This window comes from bacterium SCSIO 12741 (assembly GCA_024398055.1).
In the GTDB taxonomy this organism is placed as follows: domain Bacteria; phylum Bacteroidota; class Bacteroidia; order Flavobacteriales_G; family Salibacteraceae; genus SCSIO-12741.
Genome location: CP073749.1, coordinates 4313681 through 4338248 on the forward strand (window position 1 = coordinate 4313681; position 24568 = coordinate 4338248).

Annotated in this window: 22 protein-coding genes and 2 pseudogenes; 7 read left to right on the plus strand and 17 right to left on the minus strand. The window is 44.8% G+C overall.

What is annotated here, in order from left to right; translation table 11 throughout:
- The first annotated feature begins 22 nt into the window (after positions 1–22).
- Positions 23–1078, plus strand: coding sequence for a cytochrome-c peroxidase (locus tag KFE98_18375; protein ID UTW61954.1), 1056 nt, complete (start codon positions 23–25; stop codon positions 1076–1078).
- Here the strand turns inward: KFE98_18375 and KFE98_18380 are convergent.
- The 14 genes from KFE98_18380 to KFE98_18445 all read right to left on the minus strand — a co-directional run bounded on the left by KFE98_18380 (position 1075) and on the right by KFE98_18445 (position 15296).
- Entirely contained in the window at positions 1075–1599 is a 525-nt protein-coding gene (locus KFE98_18380) for a DinB family protein (protein ID UTW61955.1), read from the minus strand. The two genes, KFE98_18375 and KFE98_18380, sit on opposite strands and share 4 nt — an antisense overlap.
- Positions 1600–1932: an antibiotic biosynthesis monooxygenase gene (locus KFE98_18385; protein UTW61956.1), complete on the minus strand. Its 333-nt coding sequence runs from the start codon at positions 1930–1932 to the stop codon at positions 1600–1602.
- 74 nt (positions 1933–2006) lie between these two features.
- The gene (locus KFE98_18390) at positions 2007–3152 is read right to left on the minus strand and encodes an aminotransferase class V-fold PLP-dependent enzyme (GenBank protein ID UTW61957.1); all 1146 of its coding nucleotides are present in this window, start codon (positions 3150–3152) and stop codon (positions 2007–2009) included.
- Entirely contained in the window at positions 3149–3760 is a 612-nt protein-coding gene (locus KFE98_18395; protein UTW61958.1) for an N-acetyltransferase, read from the minus strand. The genes KFE98_18390 and KFE98_18395 overlap by 4 nt, the downstream gene beginning before the upstream one ends.
- A 38-nt stretch (positions 3761–3798) precedes the next feature.
- Positions 3799–4305 carry a tetratricopeptide repeat protein gene (locus KFE98_18400; protein ID UTW61959.1) on the minus strand — a complete coding sequence of 169 codons (507 nt, stop codon included), beginning with the start codon at positions 4303–4305 and terminating at the stop codon, positions 3799–3801.
- Positions 4306–4321: 16 nt separating this feature from the next.
- Complete coding sequence (locus KFE98_18405; GenBank protein UTW61960.1) at positions 4322–4957, minus strand: hypothetical protein; 636 nt, start codon at positions 4955–4957, stop codon at positions 4322–4324.
- Positions 4958–4995: 38 nt separating this feature from the next.
- Positions 4996–5724 (minus strand): peptide chain release factor H, encoded by a 729-nt coding sequence (locus KFE98_18410; GenBank protein ID UTW61961.1) that lies wholly within the window; start codon positions 5722–5724, stop codon positions 4996–4998.
- A gap of 4 nt (positions 5725–5728) precedes the next feature.
- A complete protein-coding gene (locus KFE98_18415; GenBank protein UTW61962.1) occupies positions 5729–7138 on the minus strand; it encodes an RtcB family protein in 1410 nt (469 codons plus the stop codon).
- Between the two features lie 406 nt (positions 7139–7544).
- Positions 7545–7880 carry a hypothetical protein gene (locus tag KFE98_18420; GenBank protein UTW61963.1) on the minus strand — a complete coding sequence of 112 codons (336 nt, stop codon included), beginning with the start codon at positions 7878–7880 and terminating at the stop codon, positions 7545–7547.
- A gap of 157 nt (positions 7881–8037) precedes the next feature.
- Complete coding sequence (locus KFE98_18425; protein UTW61964.1) at positions 8038–8532, minus strand: hypothetical protein; 495 nt, start codon at positions 8530–8532, stop codon at positions 8038–8040.
- A gap of 82 nt (positions 8533–8614) precedes the next feature.
- Positions 8615–9796, minus strand: a complete 1182-nt coding sequence (locus KFE98_18430; GenBank protein ID UTW61965.1) for an efflux RND transporter periplasmic adaptor subunit — start codon at positions 9794–9796, stop codon at positions 8615–8617.
- A 10-nt stretch (positions 9797–9806) separates the two neighbouring features.
- A complete protein-coding gene (locus KFE98_18435) occupies positions 9807–14165 on the minus strand; it encodes a CusA/CzcA family heavy metal efflux RND transporter (GenBank protein UTW61966.1) in 4359 nt (1452 codons plus the stop codon).
- 81 nt (positions 14166–14246) lie between these two features.
- Positions 14247–14699 carry a hypothetical protein gene (locus tag KFE98_18440; protein UTW61967.1) on the minus strand — a complete coding sequence of 151 codons (453 nt, stop codon included), beginning with the start codon at positions 14697–14699 and terminating at the stop codon, positions 14247–14249.
- A gap of 132 nt (positions 14700–14831) precedes the next feature.
- A complete protein-coding gene (locus KFE98_18445; protein ID UTW61968.1) occupies positions 14832–15296 on the minus strand; it encodes a DNA starvation/stationary phase protection protein in 465 nt (154 codons plus the stop codon).
- Between the two features lie 200 nt (positions 15297–15496).
- On the opposite strand from KFE98_18445, the gene KFE98_18450 reads away from it, so the two are divergent.
- From KFE98_18450 to KFE98_18470, 5 genes are all read left to right on the plus strand, one after another.
- Positions 15497–16615 (plus strand): AraC family transcriptional regulator, encoded by a 1119-nt coding sequence (locus KFE98_18450; GenBank protein UTW61969.1) that lies wholly within the window; start codon positions 15497–15499, stop codon positions 16613–16615.
- Between the two features lie 61 nt (positions 16616–16676).
- Positions 16677–17033: a hypothetical protein gene (locus KFE98_18455; GenBank protein ID UTW61970.1), complete on the plus strand. Its 357-nt coding sequence runs from the start codon at positions 16677–16679 to the stop codon at positions 17031–17033.
- Positions 17033–17971 carry a hypothetical protein gene (locus KFE98_18460; protein ID UTW61971.1) on the plus strand — a complete coding sequence of 313 codons (939 nt, stop codon included), beginning with the start codon at positions 17033–17035 and terminating at the stop codon, positions 17969–17971. The genes KFE98_18455 and KFE98_18460 overlap by 1 nt, the downstream gene beginning before the upstream one ends.
- Before the next feature lie 152 nt (positions 17972–18123).
- Positions 18124–18639, plus strand: a complete 516-nt coding sequence (locus tag KFE98_18465) for a hypothetical protein (GenBank protein UTW61972.1) — start codon at positions 18124–18126, stop codon at positions 18637–18639.
- Positions 18640–18825: 186 nt separating this feature from the next.
- Positions 18826–21060: a patatin-like phospholipase family protein gene (locus KFE98_18470; GenBank protein ID UTW61973.1), complete on the plus strand. Its 2235-nt coding sequence runs from the start codon at positions 18826–18828 to the stop codon at positions 21058–21060.
- Between the two features lie 552 nt (positions 21061–21612).
- On the opposite strand, the pseudogene KFE98_18475 reads toward KFE98_18470, so the two are convergent.
- Together KFE98_18475 and KFE98_18480 are read right to left on the minus strand one after the other, a co-directional pair.
- Positions 21613–22164: pseudogene (locus KFE98_18475) on the minus strand (lamin tail domain-containing protein).
- A gap of 282 nt (positions 22165–22446) precedes the next feature.
- Positions 22447–23240 (minus strand): annotated as a pseudogene (locus tag KFE98_18480) (endonuclease).
- A gap of 236 nt (positions 23241–23476) precedes the next feature.
- On the opposite strand from KFE98_18480, the gene KFE98_18485 reads away from it, so the two are divergent.
- Positions 23477–24031 (plus strand): hypothetical protein, encoded by a 555-nt coding sequence (locus KFE98_18485; GenBank protein ID UTW61974.1) that lies wholly within the window; start codon positions 23477–23479, stop codon positions 24029–24031.
- Here the strand turns inward: KFE98_18485 and KFE98_18490 are convergent.
- Positions 24019–24567 carry a GNAT family N-acetyltransferase gene (locus KFE98_18490; protein ID UTW61975.1) on the minus strand — a complete coding sequence of 183 codons (549 nt, stop codon included), beginning with the start codon at positions 24565–24567 and terminating at the stop codon, positions 24019–24021. The two genes, KFE98_18485 and KFE98_18490, sit on opposite strands and share 13 nt — an antisense overlap.
- Between the last annotated feature and the right edge of the window lies 1 nt (position 24568).

Below are 24568 nucleotides of genomic sequence, written 5' to 3' on the forward strand. Positions count from 1 at the left end.
GCAAATAGAAATTTTCAGGACTATGCATACACGTTTATACCTGGCAGCACTGTTTGGCAGTCTGCTCCTTGCTTCCTGCTCATCTGATTCGGAAACACCATCAGAAAATTCAGTTCAGGAGGCTATCCATCAGCAATACGATCTTTCTTTGAGTGAAGAATTGGCCGTATTTGCACCACTACCTGACCAAGCCGATAATCCGGATAATCCAACGGAGGTTAACAAAAGCCTTCTTGGTCAAGCCCTCTATTTTGATAAGCGTTTATCTAAAGACGGTAACATCAGCTGTAACTCCTGCCACAATCTGGCTACCGGAGGAGTGGACAATTTACCTACCTCTCCAGGGGACGCAGGAGAGAATGGAGATCGTAACTCCCCGACTGTATTAAATGCAGCCCTACACTTTGCTCAGTTTTGGGACGGCCGAGCGAAGGATGTAGAAGAACAAGCGGGAATGCCAATACTTAATCCAGTGGAAATGGCAATACCCAATGAAGAATTTCTGGTTAATCGTCTAAAGGAGATTCCGGATTACCAAGTCATGTTTTCGGCTGCGTTTCCCAATGATGATGATCCGATCACCTATACCAATCTTCGTTTGGCTATAGCCGATTTTGAACGACAGCTACTCACTCCTTCCAGGTTTGACGATTACCTCAAAGGAGACAAATCAGCGCTTACAGTTCAGGAAAAAAGAGGACTTCAAACCTTTATTTCCAGTAACTGTACCCAATGCCATACTGGTGTGTTGTTAGGGGGGCACAAGTTTGAAAAGTTTGGAGTTTATGGAGATTACTGGAAATGGACTGGAAGCGAAAACCAGGATCCAGGCCTTTTTGAAGAAACACAGGATTCTTTGGATTTATACCGGTTTAAGGTTCCATCTCTACGCAACATAACTGAAACTGGCCCCTACTTCCACGATGGTAGCGTGGCTGATTTGCGAATGGCAGTAACCATTATGGCTGAGGCTCAATTGAATCGACAGCTAAAGCCAAATGAAGTGGAAGATATTGTAGCTTTTTTGGGTGCCCTAAGTGGAGAAATCCCTGCATGGGCTCAGCAGCCCGCTCCTTAAGCGGTCAAGTACCTTTCCCGAATAATTCTTTGGTGATGCTTACCATGGCCTGCGGTCAAATATCCAATGGCTACCACGGTTAAGTCTGCCCCGTTGGCATTGCCCGTTCCGGCCATCATATCGTCATCAAAACTGCGGTACATGGCCAATGTGCCTTGACGTACTAAGTCAAATTCGGTACACATTTCAGCCATACTTCGCCGGTCAGCACGGGATTCTGGAACAAAGGCATCGTGATCGTATCCCGGCAGGGAAATACTGTCCTTACGAGCAAATCGCAATGCCCGATTGGCAAAAATCCGCTCGGTATCAATCAAATGCTGAAAGAGTTCTTTGATCGACCATTTTCCTTCAGCATAACGATGTAGTCCTTGCTCATCAGAGATTTGGGAAAAGAAGTTCAAGGTTTCAACTCGGTTATTTTCCAAAGCTGTCATCAAATCGTTCTCGTCTACCAAATCAATATATCTGGTAAAGTATGGATTATAGGTCCCTTCTTTAGGTTTAGCTACAGTCATCATCTATTCTTTTGGTTTTGTCCATCCATACTCCCGCTCCACCTTGCAGATTCGTGTATGAAAGGCCTCATAAAACTTCTCTCGTCCTATTTTCTTGGCAGCTGCATGTTCAGCATTGGCCCGCCAGGCTTGAATGGATTCCAAATCGCGCCAATAGACAGCCGTAACACCAATGTTGTTGCGAGCACTTTCCATTCCCAGAAACCCAGGCTGCTGAACGGCCAGATTGCTGATGTAATCATTCAATTCCTGATACTCCTCCTCCGCCTGATTGGTACGAATGGAGGTAAAAATGACCGCGTAGTAAGGCGGCTCCAGATTGCCAACTAATGCCATGACTCGAATTTAGGAATTTTGAATTCTGAATTTCCCATGTTGAACTTTGAATAGCGAGACTAAGTAATCACGTTTCAGAATTCAGCCGCAAGGGCATCTCTGAGTTTAAGCAAATCATCTCGGTCGTTAAATACATTAATAGACAACCTCAGTGCACGGCCTCGCATGGAGATATAAACACGTTGGTCATCCAGACGAGCCTTGAGTTGATCCGGATCGATATGATCGGGTAAGGTAAAGCCAAAGAGATGGCTGGCCCAGTATTTCTGATCTTCAAAATTCCCCAGATCGGACAAGAGTTCAACCGCCTGTTCAGCCATTTCTGAGGTATAAGCGGAAAGCTGATCAACACCCCACTCCATCACCTGGCTTAAAGATTCGGCCAACATGGGAAGATGAATCAACGAAGCATGCTCACCAACCGAATAACGCTGTCCTTTGGGACGAAGTTCCCCGCTGTAATTGATCAAATTTCTAAAGTCATCAGACCCCTTTCTGGTAATCCAATTGTCCTCAATCGGGATTCCTTTATCAAAATACTCACCGTAGTAGGCCAATCCTAATCCGTAAGGACCAAGCAACCACTTGTAACCCGCCGTTATCAGAGCATCGGGTTGAATTTCGGCTATGGAAAAAGGTTGAGCCCCAATCCATTGAGATCCATCCACAATCAATAACGCATCGTTTTTACGCGATTTGTCTCGAAGTGCTTTTAAGTCAAACAATGTACCGTCGGACCACATTAAAGGTGCCACCGAAACCACACGGGTATGTTCATCAATGGCATCGAGCAATGCCTGGTTCCAATTCTCTCCCTTGTTAATTCCTTCAGGCGCTGCTACCTTGCGGAGTTCCGCACCGGCCTCCTGGGTAATACGCATCCAGGGATAGATGTTGCTGGGAAACTGACCATCAGCCACTACTACGTTCTCCGATGGCTTCAATTTGATTTGAGCCGCTGCATTAGACAAGCCATAGGAAGCGGAAGGAATAAGAGCAATTCGATCCGGATCGGAATTACCAATAAACTCCGAAAACTTCTCCCGAAGCATCCGAACAGGTTCAAAGAAATCGTCCTTCCCTATTTGCCAGGGATTACCGATGCGCTCAATGGAATGCTTCCCCACCTCTTGGCAGCGAATTAGCGAAGGGGCGAAATAGGCATTGTTCAGGTAAGTGACACCGGCATCTAAGGAGAATTTATCTTTTTGTGTTTTCATCGATCATATAGGTTTAGGGTTTCCTCAGCCATTTCGAGAATCTCTTGGCCAACCTCTGTTTTAAGAATGCCTTGAATCGCTCGAATCTCTTCGGGTTCACTTCGGCTCTCATCCAGTACCAGCTCAAACCATTCGGTGCTATGCCAGGAACCCAGCTTAAAACCAGCATCTTTGAAGGTGGCAAAAGATTCAAAACCAAGACTTTCGTGAAGAGCTTTACTTCCAGCATTGGGCGCGGTCATAACGCCGTATAAACGCTTGTATCCCTGCATCGTAGATAAGGCAATCAGAGCATGGTACAATATCCGACCAATGCCTCTACCACGAAAATCTTCGTGTAAGTAGATGGAACTTTCAGCCACCCATTGATAAGCTATACGCTGCCGAAAAGTTGCCGTGTAAACATAGGCAATCACCTTACCTTTCCACAGACAAACCAACCAAAGGTGCTTTTGCAGGACAACTTTAACCCTTTGGGCTATTTCGGCCGAAGTAGGAACCTCGTTTTCAAAGGTTACGGCATTGTTGAGAACAAATGGACGGTAAATGTCCAAAATACCATCGGCATCACCCTCTTCTGCCAAACGTATTTGATAACCCTGATTCATGGCTTTCGAAATTAGCCGAAATTGATTTTACCGGCTGTTCATACGCATACATATTTCACCTTTTTTACCAGAAGCATTTTCTCTTGAATCCGCTCTGCATCGCTTTGCAGTGATTCTAAATAATCGGAATCTGTGGTTTCAAGTTGTGCCTCCCTCAGCCAGTGCAAGGCTTGATCGTAGGCTCGTTTCTTTTCATTTATTAAAGCACGGAGTTGATACAGCCAATCTTTGCGTGACTCGGGGTGGCTCAATGTTTTACTCACCCATTGCTCCCCCTGATGAAAACGACCTTGCCTAATCAATAACCGGGCAAGGTGATAACCTACCAACCAATAATCGGGGTTTTCCTGCAAGGCTCTGCGGTAATAATCTTCCGCTCCCTGAGAATCCTGAAGTTGTTCATACCTCAAGCGTCCCATAAGGTACAAAGCTCCAGGATGCCCCTCTTCCATCCTTAAGGCTCGTTCAAGGTTTTCCAGCGATTCTTCCAAATTGTAGGGGTAATCCTCTTTGGCCTGTAAATAATATTGATCTGCTTGTGTCATTGAGTTTGTGTTAGAATCAGGAGCGGCAGTGCCGGTCGTAATCCCATTCGTTGTAATTCTTTAGTATTCTTTTGGAGTGTTTACGCTCCTTCCGTCCTTGATGGGCTTCGTGGCACCACCAGGATTTGTAGTTGTAATTGCTTAGGTCATAATACTCAGGCCGAAGCATCAGTCGTTCAATTTCATCCGATCGACGGTCTAAGTCAGAATCAATCACCTTTCGGTGTGTGATGTAAGCTCGCTCCATTTTAGGCCGAAAGAAATAGAGCGGTACCAGTAAATGATACTGATAGCGATACCCTATCCATGGGCTCCAACTCTGAACCGTTTTTCGAAACCACTTTTGGGCTTCTTCCGAGAGCAACCGATAGGTCTTTGGACTGATCTTTCTAATTCCGGGGTACAAAAAGTTCCGATTTTTCATCGGATACTCCTCCCAATACTGGTGCAGCAAAGGTTTATTGGCGGCCCAAATGCGGTATCCACATTTGTCCAAAATTTCCTGAAAAATGGTGGCATCCGCTCGCCGGGCAATATCATCACGAAGAACCAAAAACTTGAACCAGCCATGGCGAACCGGGTTTTCCAAGGGCTCGTAGCCCAATTTGCGGTATTCCCAGTTCAGGCGAACTTGTTCTTTTCGCCATTTCATGACTTGTTTTTTCCGACGTCCTTTTTCATGCATAGGTTTCATGTCCAGTCAGCCTCTCTTTTTCCTAACCCTTTGTTCTTCCGACGATCTTTGTGCGGGTCTTTCCTCGCCCGATTGCCTTTGCTTCCGGGTACTGGCTTACGCTTTTCCCGAAAGTCCATTCCAGTAAATATTTTAACAGGATTTCCACGTTGTAATTCGTTATGATTTTGCCAATCGGCACTTGTTTTAATTCTTAATTCTTCTTGACGCACTCGAAGCCATTCTGCCTCCAGTCTTTGTCTTGCCAGCTTTTTATTCTGCCATTGTGATCGGTGTTCGGATACCACTACCGAAATGCCGGAAGGCAAGTGTTTGGCTCGAATAGCCGTGCTCACCTTGTTGACATGTTGTCCTCCAGGACCTCCACTTCTTATGGCCTGATACTCAATATCTCGATCTCGTAAGGCTTCTTCCGAAGGCGGTTCAAGCATCTTGATTCCGATAAACCAATTTTTGCGTTTGTGGTGGCGTCGATATCGACTTTGACCTATCCAGAGAACAGAACCTTCCCACTCTCGAATCCAAACCAATTGTTCGGGTTTCACCTTCACGGCGATCAAGGCCGAGAACAAAGTCCCATTTTCGGGTCCCTTCTCCGAGTGAACCACCTGGCAGTCAAGCCCCTTCCCTCTCCAATCCTGAAGCAGAAACTTGAGCACTTGGGCAACCACCCAACAGCATTCGGCAGGCCCTCTACCCGAGGTTATTTGTAGGTACTTTTCCATGATTTCATCCTTTATCCATTCGTACGATTTTGGGGTAAAACTTCCCCTCCACGCGAACCAATTCTTCTTGTTGTTTCATTACTACTTCCAAGTCCTTGTATGCTTTTGGAGCTTCGTCCACTCCACCTCCGATCAATTGAATACCCAATCCGTTCAGCATTTTCTTCATGTCACTTCGGGTAAAACTCGATCGGGCCTTGGATCTGCTCATCGCTCTTCCTGCCCCATGAGAGGCTGACTGTAAAGCCTCCGAAACTCCTTTTCCTGAAACGATGTATCCTGGTGCCGTCATAGAACCGGGGATAATTCCCAAGGTTCCGTTTTGAGCTGGTGTCGCCCCTTTTCGGTGAACCACGAATGATTCTCCATTTTGTTGCTCCTCCTTCCAGGCGAAGTTGTGGTGATTCTCTACCTTGGTCATTGGCCTTAGTCCCAATTCTCGAGAGAGGTTCAGGTGAATCACGTCGTGACAAGCTCTGGCATAATCACCGGCCAGATTCATCGCCAACCAGTATTCCTGTCCCGGCTCCGTATCCAGGTCCAGCCACGCCAGGTGCTGAACCGTTTTCGGCAAATGACAGAGATCACGTGCCAACTGAGTATAGTACTGAGCAATGCTCGCCCCAAAACCCCTTGAACCGGAATGAGAAAGAATTCCCAAGTATTCACCCGGAGGTATTCCCAAGGTTCCCTCTTGGCTAATTTCTACCCGACCAAACTCCACGAAATGGTTTCCCGATCCGGAAGTTCCAATCTGACGGTAGGCCTTGTCCTTGAGATGGCGAAGAGGTTCTAAGTCCTGAAATTCAGTGCGATCAAATACCTCGTGATCCCTTCTTGAAAACTGGGTTTTACCAATTCCAAAATGGGTGTGCTTGGTAAGTGCGTTTTTGAAAGCATGGCGCTGACCGGTAAGCATATTAGCCGGAACATCGTATACTGTCATACACATTCGACAGCCTATATCCAAGCCTACACCGTAAGGTATAACCGCATTACGAGTAGCCAATACTCCGCCCACTGGAAGTCCATAGCCTACATGCGCATCGGGCATTAGGGCACCCTTTTCAGCCACGGGTAGACTCATCGCCTGATCCATTTGCCGAAGGGTCATTTGATCGATAAACTTTTTGCCATAAACCCGATAGGATTTTGGTTCATCCCTCAGCTCATACGATTGAGCTTGAGGAGTTTCCAATTCCGGTTCAGCAAATTCTTCTGCTAAACGAGACCAGATGGGATCGTCCAGGTATTTTGTTGGATTTGAAAGAACGTCTTGAAGTAGAAATAGCTTCTCTTTTTTGGTGGAACGCTTAAAGTGTTTGCCTAAAATTTCAATGGCTAAACTTTTGGATCTATCCGAGTGATATCGAATCCGCTCCAGATCCTTTCCTCTAATTTTAGAATGGCCCATAGCCTTAAATTTCTCCTGGAACCAAATCAATGGACCAAGAATATTAATTACTGATAATCAGTAATTTAAATAATAAAATAAATGATTAGGGGTTCCGATTGGGCACAAAAAAACCCGATCGGAGGATCAGGTGTATAAGGTAAGAACCTGGTTCTTTAAAACCTGATCAACGGAATGCTATGGTATTCAAATCGAACATAAGCGTCCTCCTTTGCGATATGAGGAGATTCAACAATATGAGTGCAAATGAGAAACATTTTTTTGGAAAAACCAAATGCTTTTTTTCAATGAACCAGCTTCCATACGTAGTATGGAAAAAAAATGAAAAGACGTTGATGAATAATTAGCGCATAAAAAAAGCCCAGATCCTTCGATCCGAGCTTTTGCTTTTTAGAATCTTCAGATTTTACATCAAAGGGACACATTCGTGAACTTCGATATCACATCCTCCGGTCCACGCCAAGTGAGGATGCCCCTCGAGTAAGGCTTTGGCACCGTCCATGCTTTCAGCCTGTAGAATGGAGTAACCGGTAACCTCTTTTTGGCTTGGGGCCGCAGATCCATCTGGCGACAATTTCAATCCACCTACCAAGGGAGACCCCAAATCGATGAGTTGATCACCACATTTTTCGGCCCAGGCCATCCAAGGCTTCATGCCTTCGGCTTTTTGTTCAGGTGTGGCGTCGGCCATCATTTCCATGGCTTCGGCAGGTGCGTGATAAATGACGATGTACTTGTTCATAGCTATTGGGTTTTAAGCGTTTCTGTACCTGTGACGAACAGATTACTAAAACTTGGACACTGCTTAGTTAAAATTTTCTTTCTGCTCGTCACCCGTTCGTTGCACTTAAGTTACAAAAAGCTCATTAAGTGAAACTTACATCGATCAAAAAACTTTTTTATCGTTTTACCTTAAAGAAGAACACCTCGCCATATTGTCCATGTAGGTTTTCCCAAACGACGATGAGCTCCTTCCCTTTTCTCTCCTGAATAAAATATTGCTCATAGCCCAAAGTACCGCCGTCAATATCAAACCAATCTTGTCTTCCATCCATAACCAGGCTACCTCCAGCATTAACATGCTGATAGTTTGATGCTTGCCCATCAGATCCAGTAATCGTTACGGTTATATTGAAATCCGCAATTCCATCGTCCGAAAAGGCCATAAAACCTTCGCTTGAAGTCACGTTTAATCCGCCGTCCATGGTTCCGCCCTCATGGGTATTTTTCCAGGTCGCGTAATTGGTTCCTTCATAAACCGCCACATCTTGTACGGTGTAGGTTTTACCCTTCAGTTTTCCAGGACCAATTTTCTCTTTGCTACAGCCTGAAGCTATCCAAGCAAACACCATTACCAGTGCTGCCAACTGAATGCGTTGTATCCAATTCTTCATGATCTTATGATTTTATCACAAAGTTTGGATATCGATAATCAACTATCAATAAGGCAGTTGCCTTATATACTCAGCAATCATATCAATGCGAATGCTCCGCTTCTTCTTTCTTCCAGTCTGCCAATAGATAGTAGGCGTTGTTCAAAGCTATTTGAGTGCCTGGCTTTAAGGGTTTATAGAGTTTTACCTCAGTCCAGCCGGCATCTGTAATTCCGGTTTTCACTTCAATTGCTTTGAAAGCCCAGCGTTCTTTTTGGTATTTGGCCATAAACAGGTAGTACTTGTCCCCTTCTCTTACCAAGGCTTCTTCGGGTAGAGCTAAGCTGGGATTATCGTCAACGAGAATTCGGCCACTTACGTAGGTTCCAGGAATTAAATGACCTTGTTTGTTTTCAATGTCGGCATGCAAGTGAATGGCCTTGGGATCTTCTTCAAAGGCCTTTCCAACGGAATAAATCGTTGCATCAAGTTCAAGACCTTCATAGGACTCCAACTTGATTTTCACCTTTTGCCCTTCTTTCACCAGATGCATGTCTTTTTCAAAAACCATAAGGTCGGCATGGATGTGCTCGATGTTTACAATTTCAAACATCTCTTCATGGGCCTGAACGTACTGTCCAGTTTTCACCTCTACCAAGCGAATATGCCCATCGATAGGGCTAATGACTGGAACTTGCTCGTAAATATCGCTTTGGCGCAATCTTTCAATGTCTAGACCCATTTGCCGCAACTGAGCTTCAAAACCTTTAACCAGCCCTTTCTTGGATTGATAATCGGCCTGAGTCTTCTGGAAATCTTTTCCTGACCCTACCTTTTCATCGTAGAGGCGCTTTTGCCTGTTGTATTCCTTTTCGAGGTAATTCAATTGATTCCAGTGTCCAACATAATCCGTTTGCATACGAATAAGATCAGGATGACTTAGGTAGGCCAACACCTGTCCTTTTTTAACGGGATCACCTTCAATAACCTGAATACTAAAGATATTGGCGCCAATAATAGCCGTAACAGCAGCTTCATTTTGAGGAGGCACTTCCAAACGCCCGTTAGCCTGTACATAAGATTGTAAATTTCGAATGGGCAGCGTATCCACTTTCATTTCCATGGTTTCAAATTGCTGCTCAGTGAGGAAAATTACATCTGAATGCGTACCGTGTTCATGGCCGTGTTCCTCTTCATGATCATGGCCATGATCATGCCCCTGATATTGGCAGGAAAGAACGGAAATGCTCAGAACGAGAATATATAGTGATTTCAATGTTTTCATGGGAAATATGTTATTGTCCAACCAAGTATTCTAAATCTATAATTGACTGGTTGTAACCATTTTGTGTTTTTAGGTAATCCATTTTCAATTCCAAAGCCCTATCCAGGTTCTGGAAATATTCTACGTAGCCAATGGCGCCGTTTTCAAAGCTCTTTTGAGCGTTGTCGATAATCAGTTCTGCTTGAGGTACTGCCTTGTTTTCATAGTACTCCATACTGCTCTGAAACTTGAGAACTTCCTGTACTTGCTGATTGTATAATCCTTGTAGCGCCGTTTGGTAATAATCGGCCTGAATTTCAGCCATTTCGCCCTTTATCTTGGCCGATTTAATATCGGCTTTGTAGGAGCCAAAAAACAGCGGAACAGCAATTCCTGCCTGAACCCCGGAAAAACGATCCGAAGAGCTGGCAATACCCCCATCCGCTGTGGGATTTCCGGTCATGGAAACGTTGAAATAGCCCACTTTCAAATCGGGCAGCATTTGAGCATTGTATACCGCTTTTTCAGCACGAGCAATTTCTATTTGCTGCTGAACCAGAGCCAATTGAGGGTTTTTGTTCAAGTTGTTGCTATCCTTAAAAACGGCCAGGGTTCGATTCGGTATTTGATCCGGATTAAAAGATCGAGGTACGCTATCGTTGAGCAAGACACGCAACTCTTGTTCCTGGATGGAAAGATCAGCTTCGGTAAGTCGCAAAGCGTTTTGCACCTCCATGACCTGGGTTTCGGCAGCGGCCAATTCCAAATAGGTACTTGCCTCGGTTTCGTACCGCAAACGAGCTGCCCATAGAAATCGCTGGTAGAGCGAGTCCTGGTAATTCAAGAGCTCTCGTCTTTCTTGCAGGTAGCTCAGTTGATACCAAGAGCGGCGAACCCTTTGTCGAAGCTGATTTTCAGTGATAGCCTGTTCCCATTGGCTACCTCTCACCTGTTCTTTGGCTAACTTGTTTTGTGCAGTATACACGGTGGGAAATTCCAACTGTTGACTGATGGTAACCCCCAAGTCATTTTCAAAACTATTGTATTGACCATATTGAACCTCAACCCAGGTTTTTCCTGGATCTACAGCCGCCTTTTTCTGTTGCTCCTGCCATTCTACTTGAGAACGGGCTACGCGAACAAAACCATTGTTCTGCAACGCAATTTTCAAAGCTTGATCCAAACGGGTGATGGGCTCATTTTCCTGAGCGTTCATAGTATTGGGAACGAATAGGAAGGCACCTAATATCAAAGCTACGCCAGCCACAACGGGTGATAATTTCGGACTACTCCCCTTCTCAATCCATCGATAAAGAATGGGTAAAACAAACAAGGTCAACAAGGTAGCGCTGATCATACCCCCAATGACCACGGTAGCCAAGGGTTGCTGAACCTCCGCTCCTGCTGAGGTGGAAATGGCCATGGGTAGAAATCCCAAAATATCCGTCAGGGCTGTGAGTAAAATTGGACGAATTCTGCGTTTTGCTCCTATGAGAATTCGATCGTTAAGGCTTAGCGAGGCATCCTTTTTCAGCTCATTCCAGCTAGTGATTAATACCAAGCCATTAAGCACGGCAACACCGAAGAGCACTATAAAACCCACACCAGCGGATATGCTAAAGGGCATATCTCTCAGCCAAAGTGAAAATACTCCTCCCAGAGCTGCTAAAGGGATGGCCATGAAAATCATAAGTGTTTGTTTAATGGATTTTAAGGCGATGAATAGCAACAGAAAAATGAGCCCAAGCGCTAATGGAACCAACACTTGCATTCGCTGAGAGGCCCGTTCCAGGTTTTCGAAAGCTCCACCGTATCGGATGTAGTAACCAGGTGGGAGATCCAACTCCGCATCCAGTTTTTCCTGAATTTCCTGAACCATGGATTGAACATCTCGTCCACGTACGTTGATCCCCACATAAGTCCGGCGATTGGTGTTGTCTCGACTAATCTGCATCGGCCCGGGTTCGTAATGTATATCTGCAATTTCTTTTAGTGGAATTTGATTGCCATTGGGCAGGTAAACAAACAACTGCTTGAGGTCATTTATACTCTTTCGATGGCGATTGGCGAGGCGGACTACTAAGTCAAATCGCTTTTCACCTTCGAAAATCACACCTGCTTTTCTACCAGCAAAAGCGGCCTCCACCACCTGATTCACATCCTCGATACTGAGTCCATACTGAGCCAATTTCTGGCGGTTATAATGAATCGTCATTTGAGGCAAGCCTTTGGTAGATTCCACCTTCATATCACCCACCCCTTCTACGGAAGCGATGATTTGTCCCATTTCCTCAGCCTTTTCCGCGAGAATGGTCAGGTCATCTCCAAATAGCTTAACAGCCACATCTTCACGCACACCGGTAATCAACTCATTAAACCGCATTTCGATCGGTTGTGAGAATTCAAAATTGATTCCTGGAATCACCTGAACGGTTTTCTTCATTTCACGGATCAGTTCGGCCTTGCTTTTCACCGTTGTCCACGTTTCTTGAGGATGAAGAATAACGAATATGTCGGCTATGTCCATCGGCATGGGATCAGTAGGAACTTCTGCTACCCCAATTCGGCTCATGATATGCTTTACCTCAGGAAAGCGATCCTTGACCATTTTTTCAATTCGGGTGGTGGTTTCCACTGTTTCCGTTAAAGAACTTCCAGGCTTTAGAATGGCGTGAAACGCAATATCACCTTCATCCAACTGAGGAATGAACTCTCCACCTAATCGAAAGAAGGTAAAACCTGCCAGGGCCAAGAGTAAAACTGCCCCGGAAAGAACCGCACCACCCCGCTTAAGCATTCCTTTTAATACAGGTTGATAGGCATTTTCCAGGTATTTGACCAACCGATCGCCCCAGTATTTACGATGGGGGTTGACGCGAAGCAACCAGGCCGACATCATGGGTACATAGGTCAGGCAAAGAACCATTACCCCAATCATGGCAAACATAAAGGTAAGTGCCATTGGCCTAAACATCTTTCCTTCAATGCCTTCCAGCGCCAAAATGGGAATAAAAACAAGTAGAATGATTAGCTGACCAAAGAACGCGGCGTTCATCATTTTACTGGAGGTTTTTTGTGCAACTTCATCCCTTTCTTTGGAGCCGAGTTGCTTACCCTCAAGCACCCTTTTGGAAAGAACAAAAACCACACTTTCCACAATGATCACCGCCCCATCCACGATTATTCCAAAGTCAATGGCACCCAGGCTCATCAAATTGGCCCAAACACCAAAAAAGTGCATCAGGATAAAGGCAAACAACAAGGAAAGCGGAATGGTAGAAGCTACAATTAATCCTCCGCGCCAATTGCCCAGAAGGAATACCAGCACGAACAAAACAATAAGTGCTCCTTCCAACAAATTCCGGCTGACCGTTTCTGTCGTTTTTCCAATTAGCTTGCTACGGTCCAAAAACGGCTCAATTCGGACTCCTTCAGGTAGGGATTTCTGAATTTCCTCTACCCTTTCTTTAACGGCCGCAATTACATTATTGGAGTTGGATCCCTTGAGCATTAGGATCATTCCCCCTACCGCTTCACCTTTGCCATCCTTGGTAAAAGCTCCATATCGGATAGCCTGACCGTATTGAACTGTGGCAATATCGCCAATGGTCACTGGAATACCGTTTTGATTGATTACCACGGATTTTTCAATATCCCTAATATTCCGAGCTAACCCCTCGCCCCGAATAAAATTGGCGTAGTGATCTTTTTCAATATAAGCGGCTCCGGTGTTTTGGTTGTTCTTTTGTAGGGCCTCATAAACCTGAGTTATGGTTAATCCCATAGCATTCAAGCGATCTGGAGATATAGCAACTTCGTATTGACGAATGTTTCCTCCGAAACCATTGACCTCAACCACTCCTGGTACCATCGCCATTTGCCGACGGATAATCCAATCCTGGATAACCCTTAATTCCTGAGCGGTGTAATTGTTTTCATGTGCTGAATCAACTTCCAGCGTGTATTGGTAGATTTCTCCCAGCCCAGTGGAAATGGGTCCCATCATAGGCTCTCCAAACCCTTCCGGAATGTTTTTTCGAACCTCATTGAGTTTTTCAGCTACAAGTTGCCGGGGTAAATAGGTCCCCATATCGTCTTCAAAGACAATGGTAACCAGGGATAATCCAAACCTGGAAACAGAGCGAATTTCGGTCACTCCGGGAAGGTTAGACATAGAAATTTCTACGGGATAGGTCACGAATTGCTCCATGTCCTCGGTTCCGAGATTGGGTGCTTGAGTAATAATCTGCACCTGATTATTGGTGATGTCGGGTACGGCATCGAGAGGAATTTGCGACAGGCTCCAAATACCGCCAACCACCATGGCCAGGGTCATCAGCCCAACCATTAATTTATGATGAATAGAAAAGGATATGATCCGATCAATCATGATGATGTACTTAAAAAATGAAATAAAGGGTTTACTCCGCGCTAAGCACGGACCACGGCAGATCCTGGATCTACCCGTTCATTAGGCAAGTACTGAAGGAGGGCCTCGAAGGAAACTTCGAAGTAAAGGGGGGACCTGATATTCAGGCGTAAAATAGGCTGTGTTTACGGGTTCTTCACACTCCGCTACGGGGAGCTCAAGAATCACGTAAAGGGTAGAAATTAGCTCAATCTTCTTCTGCACCTTTTGAGTCAGTGTGAGCGGACTGGTCAATTCGGAAGGCTCATTGGAGCAATCGTCTTCCGGGTGCTCCATGTCAGTAACCAAGCAGACTAACCAATCATAAAGGCTGGCATCTACATGATCGTCATGGTGAACATGAAACTCATCTTCATTGTGGTTGTCCAAATCCAAATGATGGTGGTGGGTATGCTCCCCTGCTTCCTCGTGAGAATGAGGCACTAAATAATGCGCAAAACCCATCGAATAGGTCAAGAGCAGAAAAAGGGACACTATTACCTTCTTGAATTTCAAATCCCTACAAAAGTAGAAGTTCTTTTTCAATTTTGAATTTCGAATTCTGAATTCTCAATCTCATGATCCATCTTTCTCCGAGCGGGACCCATTTCGAAATTCAGAATTCAGAATTCAACATTCAGTGTTCAATCAGCCCAAAAAGGCACTGTACATCCAAACGGTTTTTTCCTGTTCGCGGATGTAATCGCTCATTAAAGCGTTGGTACCTTCATCATTGGCTTCGTCGCTCAAATCGAGCAATTGACGTTGCTTGCGAATTAGGATTTCAAAACTATCCAGTAGAGATTGCACGCAGGCATTTCCATCACTGGTATTCTTTACTTCTTTGATTTCGGATACCTCCAGGTAATCGGTAAAAGCATGTACGGGCGACTTACCAATGGTCAACACCCGTTCGGCTAATTCGTCCACCTTCAGCAACAGATCGTTGTAGAGTTCTTCAAACTTGACATGAAGTTCAAAAAACTTTTCTCCTCGGATGTTCCAGTGAAATCCTCTTACATTCATGTAAAACACCTGATAGTTTGCCAGTAGGTCATTGAGTTTATCTGCCAATTCTTCGGCTTGAGTGGGGTCTAATCCTATTTTGTTCATAGCTATTTGTGTTATTATGTTCCCGTTCATTTTGAACGTTGCTTCACAAAGATCGGTAAGTCCAATTTGGAAGGCAAGTGTGAACCGGATGATAAAAATCAGTTTTAATTCATCTTAACATTCACCGTTTTAGGGATTCATCAAGATACATTTTTAAAATATGTTTTCCGGTTTTGAGCGGAAGGCAGTAAATTCGCCTCATGAGCCTCAACCTCTGGTCGGTTATCCTGGTAGCGTCCCTGTCTCAATCTGTTTTTCTGGGTGCCATGTTTGCTCTTCGACCTACTACCAACAAGAGAGCTTTGAGCCTGCTTCTTGGTTTATTGTTTGTCCTGTTTCTAATCCACATCAACAACCTTTGGTACGCCAGTTATCTGTATCAGAGTATACCCGGTGTAGCAGGCTTTGCCATGGGCATGATTCTATTAATAGGCCCCTTAATTTACCTTTACGTTCAATCCATTGTTAAACCTTCTTTTACCTTTCATACCAGGCATTTGCTCCATGGCCTTCCTTATTTATTGGTTTTGTCGGGCTTAATCATCCAAGACTCGGCCTTAAACGAGGAAGAAATGCGGCAAATGGTGGATGTATTTATGGCCGGTGAAATGCCTGTGAGTTGGCCTTGGATCCTTCGTTTTATCTTCTACGCTTCTCACTTGTTGTTTTATCTGCATTTATCCCGAAGAGTATTGACCGATTCTGAGCAGCAAGATGCGGACAACTATCAGGTTTCCCTGGCCGAACGGGGAAAATGGATTCACAAAATGTCTATTGCATTTTCCATAATAGCCTTGATTTTAGTTGGCGCCACCTTTATGATGCTTGTTACCGGCAAGTATTCTGCTGATGGGAACTTTATCATTACCACGATTCTATCGCTCATCATTTACCTGATTGGCTACCAAACCTTGCTTCACAATCAAACCGTGTTGCCGGGATTTGATACTCGCTATGCCACCCTCAAAATTCAACCCGGAACCAAGGACCTATTGATGGAAAAGTTGAATGTGCTTTTTGAAAAGGAAAAAATCTTTACCGATCCGGATATCAAATTGTCATCCTTGGCTGAAAGATTGAATACTCAGCCCCATGTTCTTTCTCGGTTAATCAACACCCAATTGAAGCAAAGTTTTTCAGAGCTTTTGAATCAATACCGAATCGAAGAATTCAAGAAAAAGGCACTGGATCCCGAGTTCTCCCACTACTCTATTATTGGTATTGCCTATGAAGTGGGATACAACAGCAAGTCGTCCTTTAACACGGCTTTTAAGAAGCAAACTGGATTAACCCCTTCTCAATTTTTAAAAAAGTCCTGAAAAGAGGTTCGAATTTATAAATCCGAACGCTGAACTGCTGCTATACCGGCATTTTTGCGCCATGTTACTTCCTATCCACCCCACGCACCGCAGCACGGATGTCACGCTCAAAACGGTGGCATCTCCCTACCTGGTAACGAAATGTTTTTCCTGCGCTCCCGAGCATGAGAATAGGTTAAAACAAATGCTCCTGGAAACCATCCCTCAAGCACTCCTCGCCGAGGGATGCCAGGAACATTTAGTTTTTAGAAACCCGCTCACCCGTGAATGGATCGTGTTCTCGAGTTGGGAAGAAGAAATTCAGTATAAAAAACACCAAAACAACACGACGATTGAAATTCAACTTCAGGAGTTGATTCAATCGGGAATCGTTAGCAGTCACCCTTTAATTGAAGATACATTTGAACGAATAGAATAATGAAAAAAACATACTTAGCCTTGTTAGCCAGCCTGCTGATCTTAGTGGGTTGTTCAGAAAGAAAAATGCCCGGGGAAGATGCCTGGAAAGGAATACTACACCTCGAAAAAAAGGGAGATAACAAGATAGAACTGAGCTTTGATTTTGAACAAAGCACGGGAATCTTTTTGATGCCAGATTTGATTCCCATTCCTCTCGATTTGCATACGGTAAAAGAAAAGAATGATTCCGTATGGTTTTCGGTGGATTTCCGCTCAGGACCGGCTCAATTTTCAGCCTTGAGGACAGGCGATACTATTCGTGGATTTATGTACACAGAACATCTTGACCCTACTCCTTTTTGGCTCTCAAAAAACGAAGAAAGAATCAGTTTATATGATCAACCAAAACCACCTAAGGACCAGCCTATTGTAATAAAAACAAAATCACAGACCGCAACAGAACTCGACACCAAAGTCAGGTTAGAAAAATTGTTGAAGGAATATGATCTGGAACCCTACCTCTACACCAAAGAAATACTCATTCAAGACAGTACCATTCCTCATAGTCATCCGGTGCTAACCATGACTACCCGAGACAGTGCTCCAGACCTTATTCTATCCACCTTTGTACATGAGCAAATGCACTGGTATACATTGCACAAAAACGAGGTTTCGGAAGAGGTCATGGAAGAGATTAAAAAGCGCTATCCCAAGGTACCCATCAAACTTCCAGAAGGTGGCGGGTCAGAGTATGGCACTCACCTACATTTGGTGGTCAATTACCTGGAATATGAAATTCTGATTCGGGAATTAGGACAAGAGCGAGCCAAAGCCGTTATGGATCATTGGAGCAACCACCACTATACCTGGATCTACAAACAGGTGCTGAAGGATTATGATGAACTGGGCGAGTTGTTGGAGTCTCACGGGTTAAATCTGCCCAAGGAGAAGTCCTAAACAACCTATCATTCCCACGTTTTGAAAAGAACCCTCTACAAAAAAGAGAGGGTTAATCGCAGCTATGAAATAAAATGAGGGAGCTATGAAATGTTAGAATAGTGAAAAGGGAGCCCGGCTACATTTGACCTGTAATCCTAAAAATAACCACTATGATAACTCTTCAACAGATGAAATACAGCCTCTTGTTGCTTGCTATTTTCCTACTTTCTCTTCCTGCTCTGGGTCAGGGCGATCGGGTCATCCTGAACAACACAACGGGTTGCTATTTTAGCGTGCACCTTCATGGCGAAGATTCGGCTTCAAATTGCACTTATCATCCCCAAACGGTACTTGTAGGCCCATACAGTCAAATAATAGTAACGCCTATTGCGTCTCCTTTTATTGAATACTCTTTTGCAGAAATTGTATCCGTGCCACAAAGCCCAACACTACCTACACGTTCTTGTCCCTTGAGTACAGAACTTGCTCCTGCGATCAATCCTACTTGTATTCGTTGCCCTGTTTATGGCTACGCACAACCCTATGGCAACCATCCTTCATCGGTTCATTTTCCAAACTTATCGAGTTGCAACGGATGTCCTGAGAATTTGACCATTTCATGGACGGCAACTTGTGGTAGTAAAATCGGCCAAGGAGTGGGTGAAATTCTGTTCTCCAATTATTAAGCTAAGCGCTTAACTTCAGTCACATGCATAATACAATGCCCCGCTTGCACTGCCCGTCCGCTCAATTTGGTAGGGTATCAAACAGGGCTTCAACTTACCTAAGAAAAACGCCTAAACAACCTATTTTCAAGGGATTTGCTTAAATTAGGTTTGCCTTTCGGCTAAACTTAAATTAAGCATTTCCTTATGAGCGATTCGGAAGCTGGACTTCCCTTGCAGGAGTCTCCCTACGTTAAACCTGAAGAGTGGCAAGAACTATTCGATCAGGAAAGGTCCCACATTAATCATTCAAACTCATCAGAAAACCGTCCTTTATCCGGATTTGCCATAAGCGGTGGTGGAATTCGTTCGGCATCGTTTGGATTGGGCGTTATGCAGGCTTTCGTGGCCAAAAACATGTTTACGGTGTTTGACTACCTGTCAACCGTTTCTGGCGGTGGATACATCGGCTCTTCCCTTACCTGGTACTTGCAAAAAGGAGCACCTGGCGTAAAACAAGCCGACTGCACACCCGAGGGATTTCCATTTGGAGCCAAAAAAGTAGGTGCGCAAAACAAGCAACAAGCCACGGACAAGGTAAACCGTAATGCGGTGCTAAACTACATCCGGCAGCACGGCAACTACCTAACGCCAGGAGTTGGCTTGAATGCCTTATCCCTTGCAGCCATCGCCATTCGGGGTATGTTCATTTCTCTTTTTATCTACTTTCTGATCATCACCGGTGTTATGATGCTCCTGTTTGGGGGAATGGAAACTCTATTTACATGGAGCCCGGTACGCCGTTTTCTGGATTCCTCGGGATTAAGCATGCTTAATCAGGATAGCTTTATGCTATGGATACTTGGGGCAGTTGGACTTTTAACGGCATTGTCTTACATCTATCACATTTTTCGATCCGATGGTTTGTATAAGTATTCGCAGCAATCAGATTCGGATCAAGCAGAAAGCCAATCCTATATTAAATACATTAAGTCTCAAATCAGCCAAGGCCGGCTATGGACGATAATGATCGTGATTGGCCTATTGGCTTCACTCCCACACACCCTGAATTATTTAAAGGAAGCCATCCCTGCTATGATAACTTCAGGAGCTGGATTGGGTTATTTAAAATACCTGAAAAGTGACCAATCCGAGGAATCGCCCTCCTGGTATTCCGGCCTTATGGTCTACTTGGCTGTCGCCCTGATACTCTATGGAGTGCTGTTGCTCTGCTATTGGGTCGCATCGGACAACAGCTCCCTTTGGTTCCTCTTTCTTATACCCATGGCCCTGGGTTATTTTTTAGGTTCTAAGTCCAACACCAATATCATTGGCCACCACCGCATGTACCGCGATCGATTGATGGAGCTATTTATGCCCAACTCAGAAGCCATTAAGGCCAATCAATGGCAACCGGCCACGGAAGCCAATAATTCTTACCTCCACTCCTTTTGCCAAAAGCAGCCCCGCCCCTACCACCTGATCAATACCAATGTTATTCTCAAGGATTCGGACAATCCGGTCTATCGAGGCCGTGGTGGAGATAACTACATTCTATCTCCGCTGTTTTGTGGAAGCCATGCCACCGGTTGGAGAAAAACGAAGGATTACCGCATCGAAAAAGGATTTGACGGTTTGTCTTTAGCAACAGCCATGGCGGCGTCCGGAGCGGCACTTAACCCAAATGCTGGTGTTGGCGGCGAAGGTGCCACCAGAAACTTTTTGGTTTCCCAGTTGCTCAATATGCTTAATCTAAGATTGGGTGTGCATGTCCCTCTCCCTGAAAGCGGGGACCAATCCCTGAAGGACTTTCGGAAAAAAAGTAGCCTTATCCAATCGATTCTAAACTCCTTTACCAGCCGTTTTCACGAAAAGCACGAGGTTCTGGAAATATCGGATGGCGGTCATTTCGAAAATCTGGGACTTTACGAATTGATCCGTAGAAAACTCAAGCTCATTGTGGTGAGTGATGGCGGTGCCGATCCTGACTACATTTTTGATGACTTGACCAATGCCATGGAAAAAATCCGTGTGGATTTTGGTTTAGATATTGTGTTTGACGAGAATGCTCTTGAGAACCTGATTCCTAAAGAACATGAGAGTGGGTCTTTAGATGCCAAATGCGAAATTGCTGATCGTGGCTTTGCTCGTGCTGCCATTCATTACCCGGATGGTACAAAAGGGGTATTGATTTACTTGAAAACTACGATGATCCCTGATCTACCGGTTGATGTGTTAGGTTATAAAATGGCTCATCCTGAATTTCCGGATGAGTCCACAGGAGATCAATTCTTTGATGAAAAGCAGTTTGAAGCCTACCGAGAACTGGGCTATCGAATTGGTCGCCAATTTTTGGAAAGTGAAGGACAACTTATGCCTGACGAAGAAAGCGATGCACCTTCTCCTATGGTGGATAGAATCAGGAAATACATGGGAAAATAACCTTAGCCTTTCTTCCTATTCATTGAAAAATCCCGGCTCCTCGATGAGTTAAAACCAAAGAAGAGACGGGATTTAGTTTAAGGCGGATTGATTCCGCAGGAGGGCTTATTGTTTGACTACTTTAAAAAACTGAGTTTCTCCCTGAATTCTCACCTGCAACAAGTAAACGCCTTCCGTCATTTCTAGGTTATTCCATCTCACAGAGGGCTTAGCCTGATTCAAATTCACAGATTGTTGCATGAGTTGATGACCGGCCAAATCAACCAAAATTACTTCTGCCATTTCTCCAGAGGTGGAAGATTCAAACTCGATTGTGATCTGATCTTGAAACGGATTGGGATATACGCTCCAGGTCACCGCACTACCTACCCTATCGTTGATGGCCGATACGATCGATCTCTTAGAGCTGGTGGAATGGCTTCCGATGTAAGAGAAATCATCTTTGGAGTAGGTTGTCCATTCGCTTGTAGTGTAGGTGGAATTAGGATCGGTAACGGTGCTGTTTCGAACCAGGGTTAGATCTTTTGCAAAATTGCTGCTTCCACCATTGTATGTGCCGACTTCATCGATGAGAACGTTGTTTTTAAACAATCCAATTGGGTCGTTTCCATTAAAGCTCATCACGGAGTTACTTGTGCTTAGGTCAGCTGCATTGGAAAGGGTTGATCCGGCAGAGTTATTCGCAATGACATAGACTTCCCCATCGTTCAATGTTCCGCTCAAGGTAAGTGCAGATCCCCAGGACCCAGAGCCGTTGGTTTGCTTCTTTAAGGAATAATCGGACAAGCTAACGGATGATCCGGTAAAGTTCGCAATTTCTAAGGCCTTGTTGTAAGAAGATCCCTCGATGTACTCGGAAATGATCAGGTCAGAAATACTTCCACCCGAAGAACTTCCATGAGCCCCAATATAACTGAACTCGTTTTGTGAATAGCTGTCCCAATCGGAGGAGCTGTACGTCGTGCTTCCTACGGTAATTCCGTCTTTGCGAACCAGGGTAACGTCCTTGGCAAAATTGCTGCTACCGCCATCAAAGGTTCCCACGATATCGATCAAAACGCCATCCTTGAACAAACCTATAGGGTCATTTCCATTAAAGCTCATGGCAGAGTTACTGGTACTCAAATCAGCCGCATTGGAAAGAGTCGTTCCGGCAGAACTGTGGGCAATTACATAAACGGCTCCATCAGCCAATGTACCGCTCAAACTAAGACCGCTACTCCAGGATCCGGAACCATTGGTTTGTTTCTTCAAAGTATAGTCAGACAAATCAACGGAAGCCCCTGTTTGATTAGCAATTTCGATGGCCTTGTTGTAAGAAGAACCTTCGATGTATTCGGAAATGATCAAGTCATCTGAAGAAGTAGATGTACTGCAGGTACCTCCCCAAATCTCACAAACCCACTCCGGGTGATCGATGAAAGGATTGCGATTACCCTGGTAATCATGAACGATGTCGTGACGGCGCTCTTCAAAAGCATCCACCGGATCGTCGTTGTGCCACTGAAGCAATGTGGAAAGTTTAGCATGCACTGGATCCTGCGTATTGTTGTTGGAAGGAAAATAATCAATCACTTCCAGATCAGGCTCTCCCGAGCGTTCCCCTCGTATCGAACCGCCATGTAGAAAATGGCTCGGGCAACATCACCCTTTACTTCATCTCTCGGTTCCCAGGTCCAATTGCTACCCTGGTAACACCCTGTAGCGCCGGTACCTTCATAGTACCCCGAGTTGTCAATGTACTCTGTACCTCCGTCATCAAACCAACGGTTGTTTCTGGCCGAGTTAACTGACACATCACTGGGTCTTAAAGCGTGACAATCTGTTCCCGGTCCTTTGGAGGTTCCAAAGTTTCCGCGGCTTTTGGCCCATACGTGCTCACGAGTCCAACCGGATCCGCTGTTGTATTCCTGGGCACCATTCACTTTCCAACCGGTGTAGAATAGAACCACATTGCTGGAATTCGACTCATCATAATCGGCGGCTTTTAGAATATCCCATACATCCGTACTACTCGAAGTGTAGGGATACTCAGTGTGGCTATCGATAATGTCGTTTAATTCATTCTTTAATGCTGATCCGGTTAATCCGTCTGCGCTATCGTAGTAACCCGAGGGAATTTGAGCGCAAAGCGCTGATACGGCAACAGTTAGTAATAAGGTTATGGGAAATCGTCTCATAAAATTTAGATTTAAGGAATTAATTTGGTGAATTAAAAGTAACAAATCACTCCCACTTAAAATTCATAAGTCGTTTATTAGCAATATCTTATAATTGAATTAACAAAAAAATGGGGAAGTGATAATCTCGTGAATTTGGGATTCAACAATCCCCTACTAATGTGGCCTTATCACGCTTCAATAAATAGGCAATTGCATTGAAATTACTATCATTGTAAGGACTAAAAATTCTGACCATGAAATGCATTACCGCTCTAACCTTAGCCCTATTCCTTTCTTTCAACTTATTCGCTCAGGAAGTCAAAACCTCATTACTCGATAAAGGCACACAACAAGTTGGTTTTTCTTATGCTGATATGAGCTCTGACGATGCGTTTGGAGCCCAAGTATACCTCCGATATGGGTATTTTGTACTCCACAAACTTCAGGTGGGAGTTGATGTCAATTCCGGTGCACGGGATTTCAACATTTTCTATGCCAGTGGAGGTCCATACATCAAGTACCACATCAAACGAAGCTGGTTTTCACCTTACGCTACGGTAAGCACCGATTTTGGAATTTGCGACTACACGGATCAGCGAGCCCAGTATTGGATGACTGGAAAACTGGCCTGGCAGAAATACTTTATGGGAGCTGGTGTTGGATTTTATGGGGTTAACGACCATTGGGGTTTTGAAACAGCCATCGGGTACCAATATGAGCAATATCAGCGCAACGATGACGGAAGACCGGAAAGCAACTTCGACAAATGGACCAATCCGATCCGCTGGCGAATTACCTACGCTTTCTGAGCGGACAACCACTCTTCTCTGCCAATTCCAAAAATATTGACCTCGCAGTCTTTGTAGATAATGTGCGGTCTCACGATCTGCATACCGTTGCGTTGAGCTACCCGTGCAGAGGGATGGTTATTGATGTCCACAATGGAAATAAGCTCCTGGGCATAATTACGCTTAAAAGCCTCTTCCTTGCATTTTTGAGCAGCTTCTAAGGCATATCCTTTTCCCCTAAAATCGGGCAAAAGAGAATAACCAATTTCCAAAAGTGTATCGCCTTGTACCTCCTGAACCAGCAAGCCGCACTGCCCTACCAACTTTCCGGATTCGCGCTCAATCAACGCGTTCATTCCTCCCAGGTCATTCTCGTAGCGATGAAAAACTTTGTTGAACCAATATCTTCCATGCTCCTCCGCGCTCAACTCCGGGTTTAACCCCAGAAAACGAATAGCATCTCCTTGAAACAACGGCAGCCAGGTATCAAAGTCATCTTCATTGACCAATCTAAAATCCAGGCGGTCGGTTTGCTCGCCATTCAAAACATACTTCATC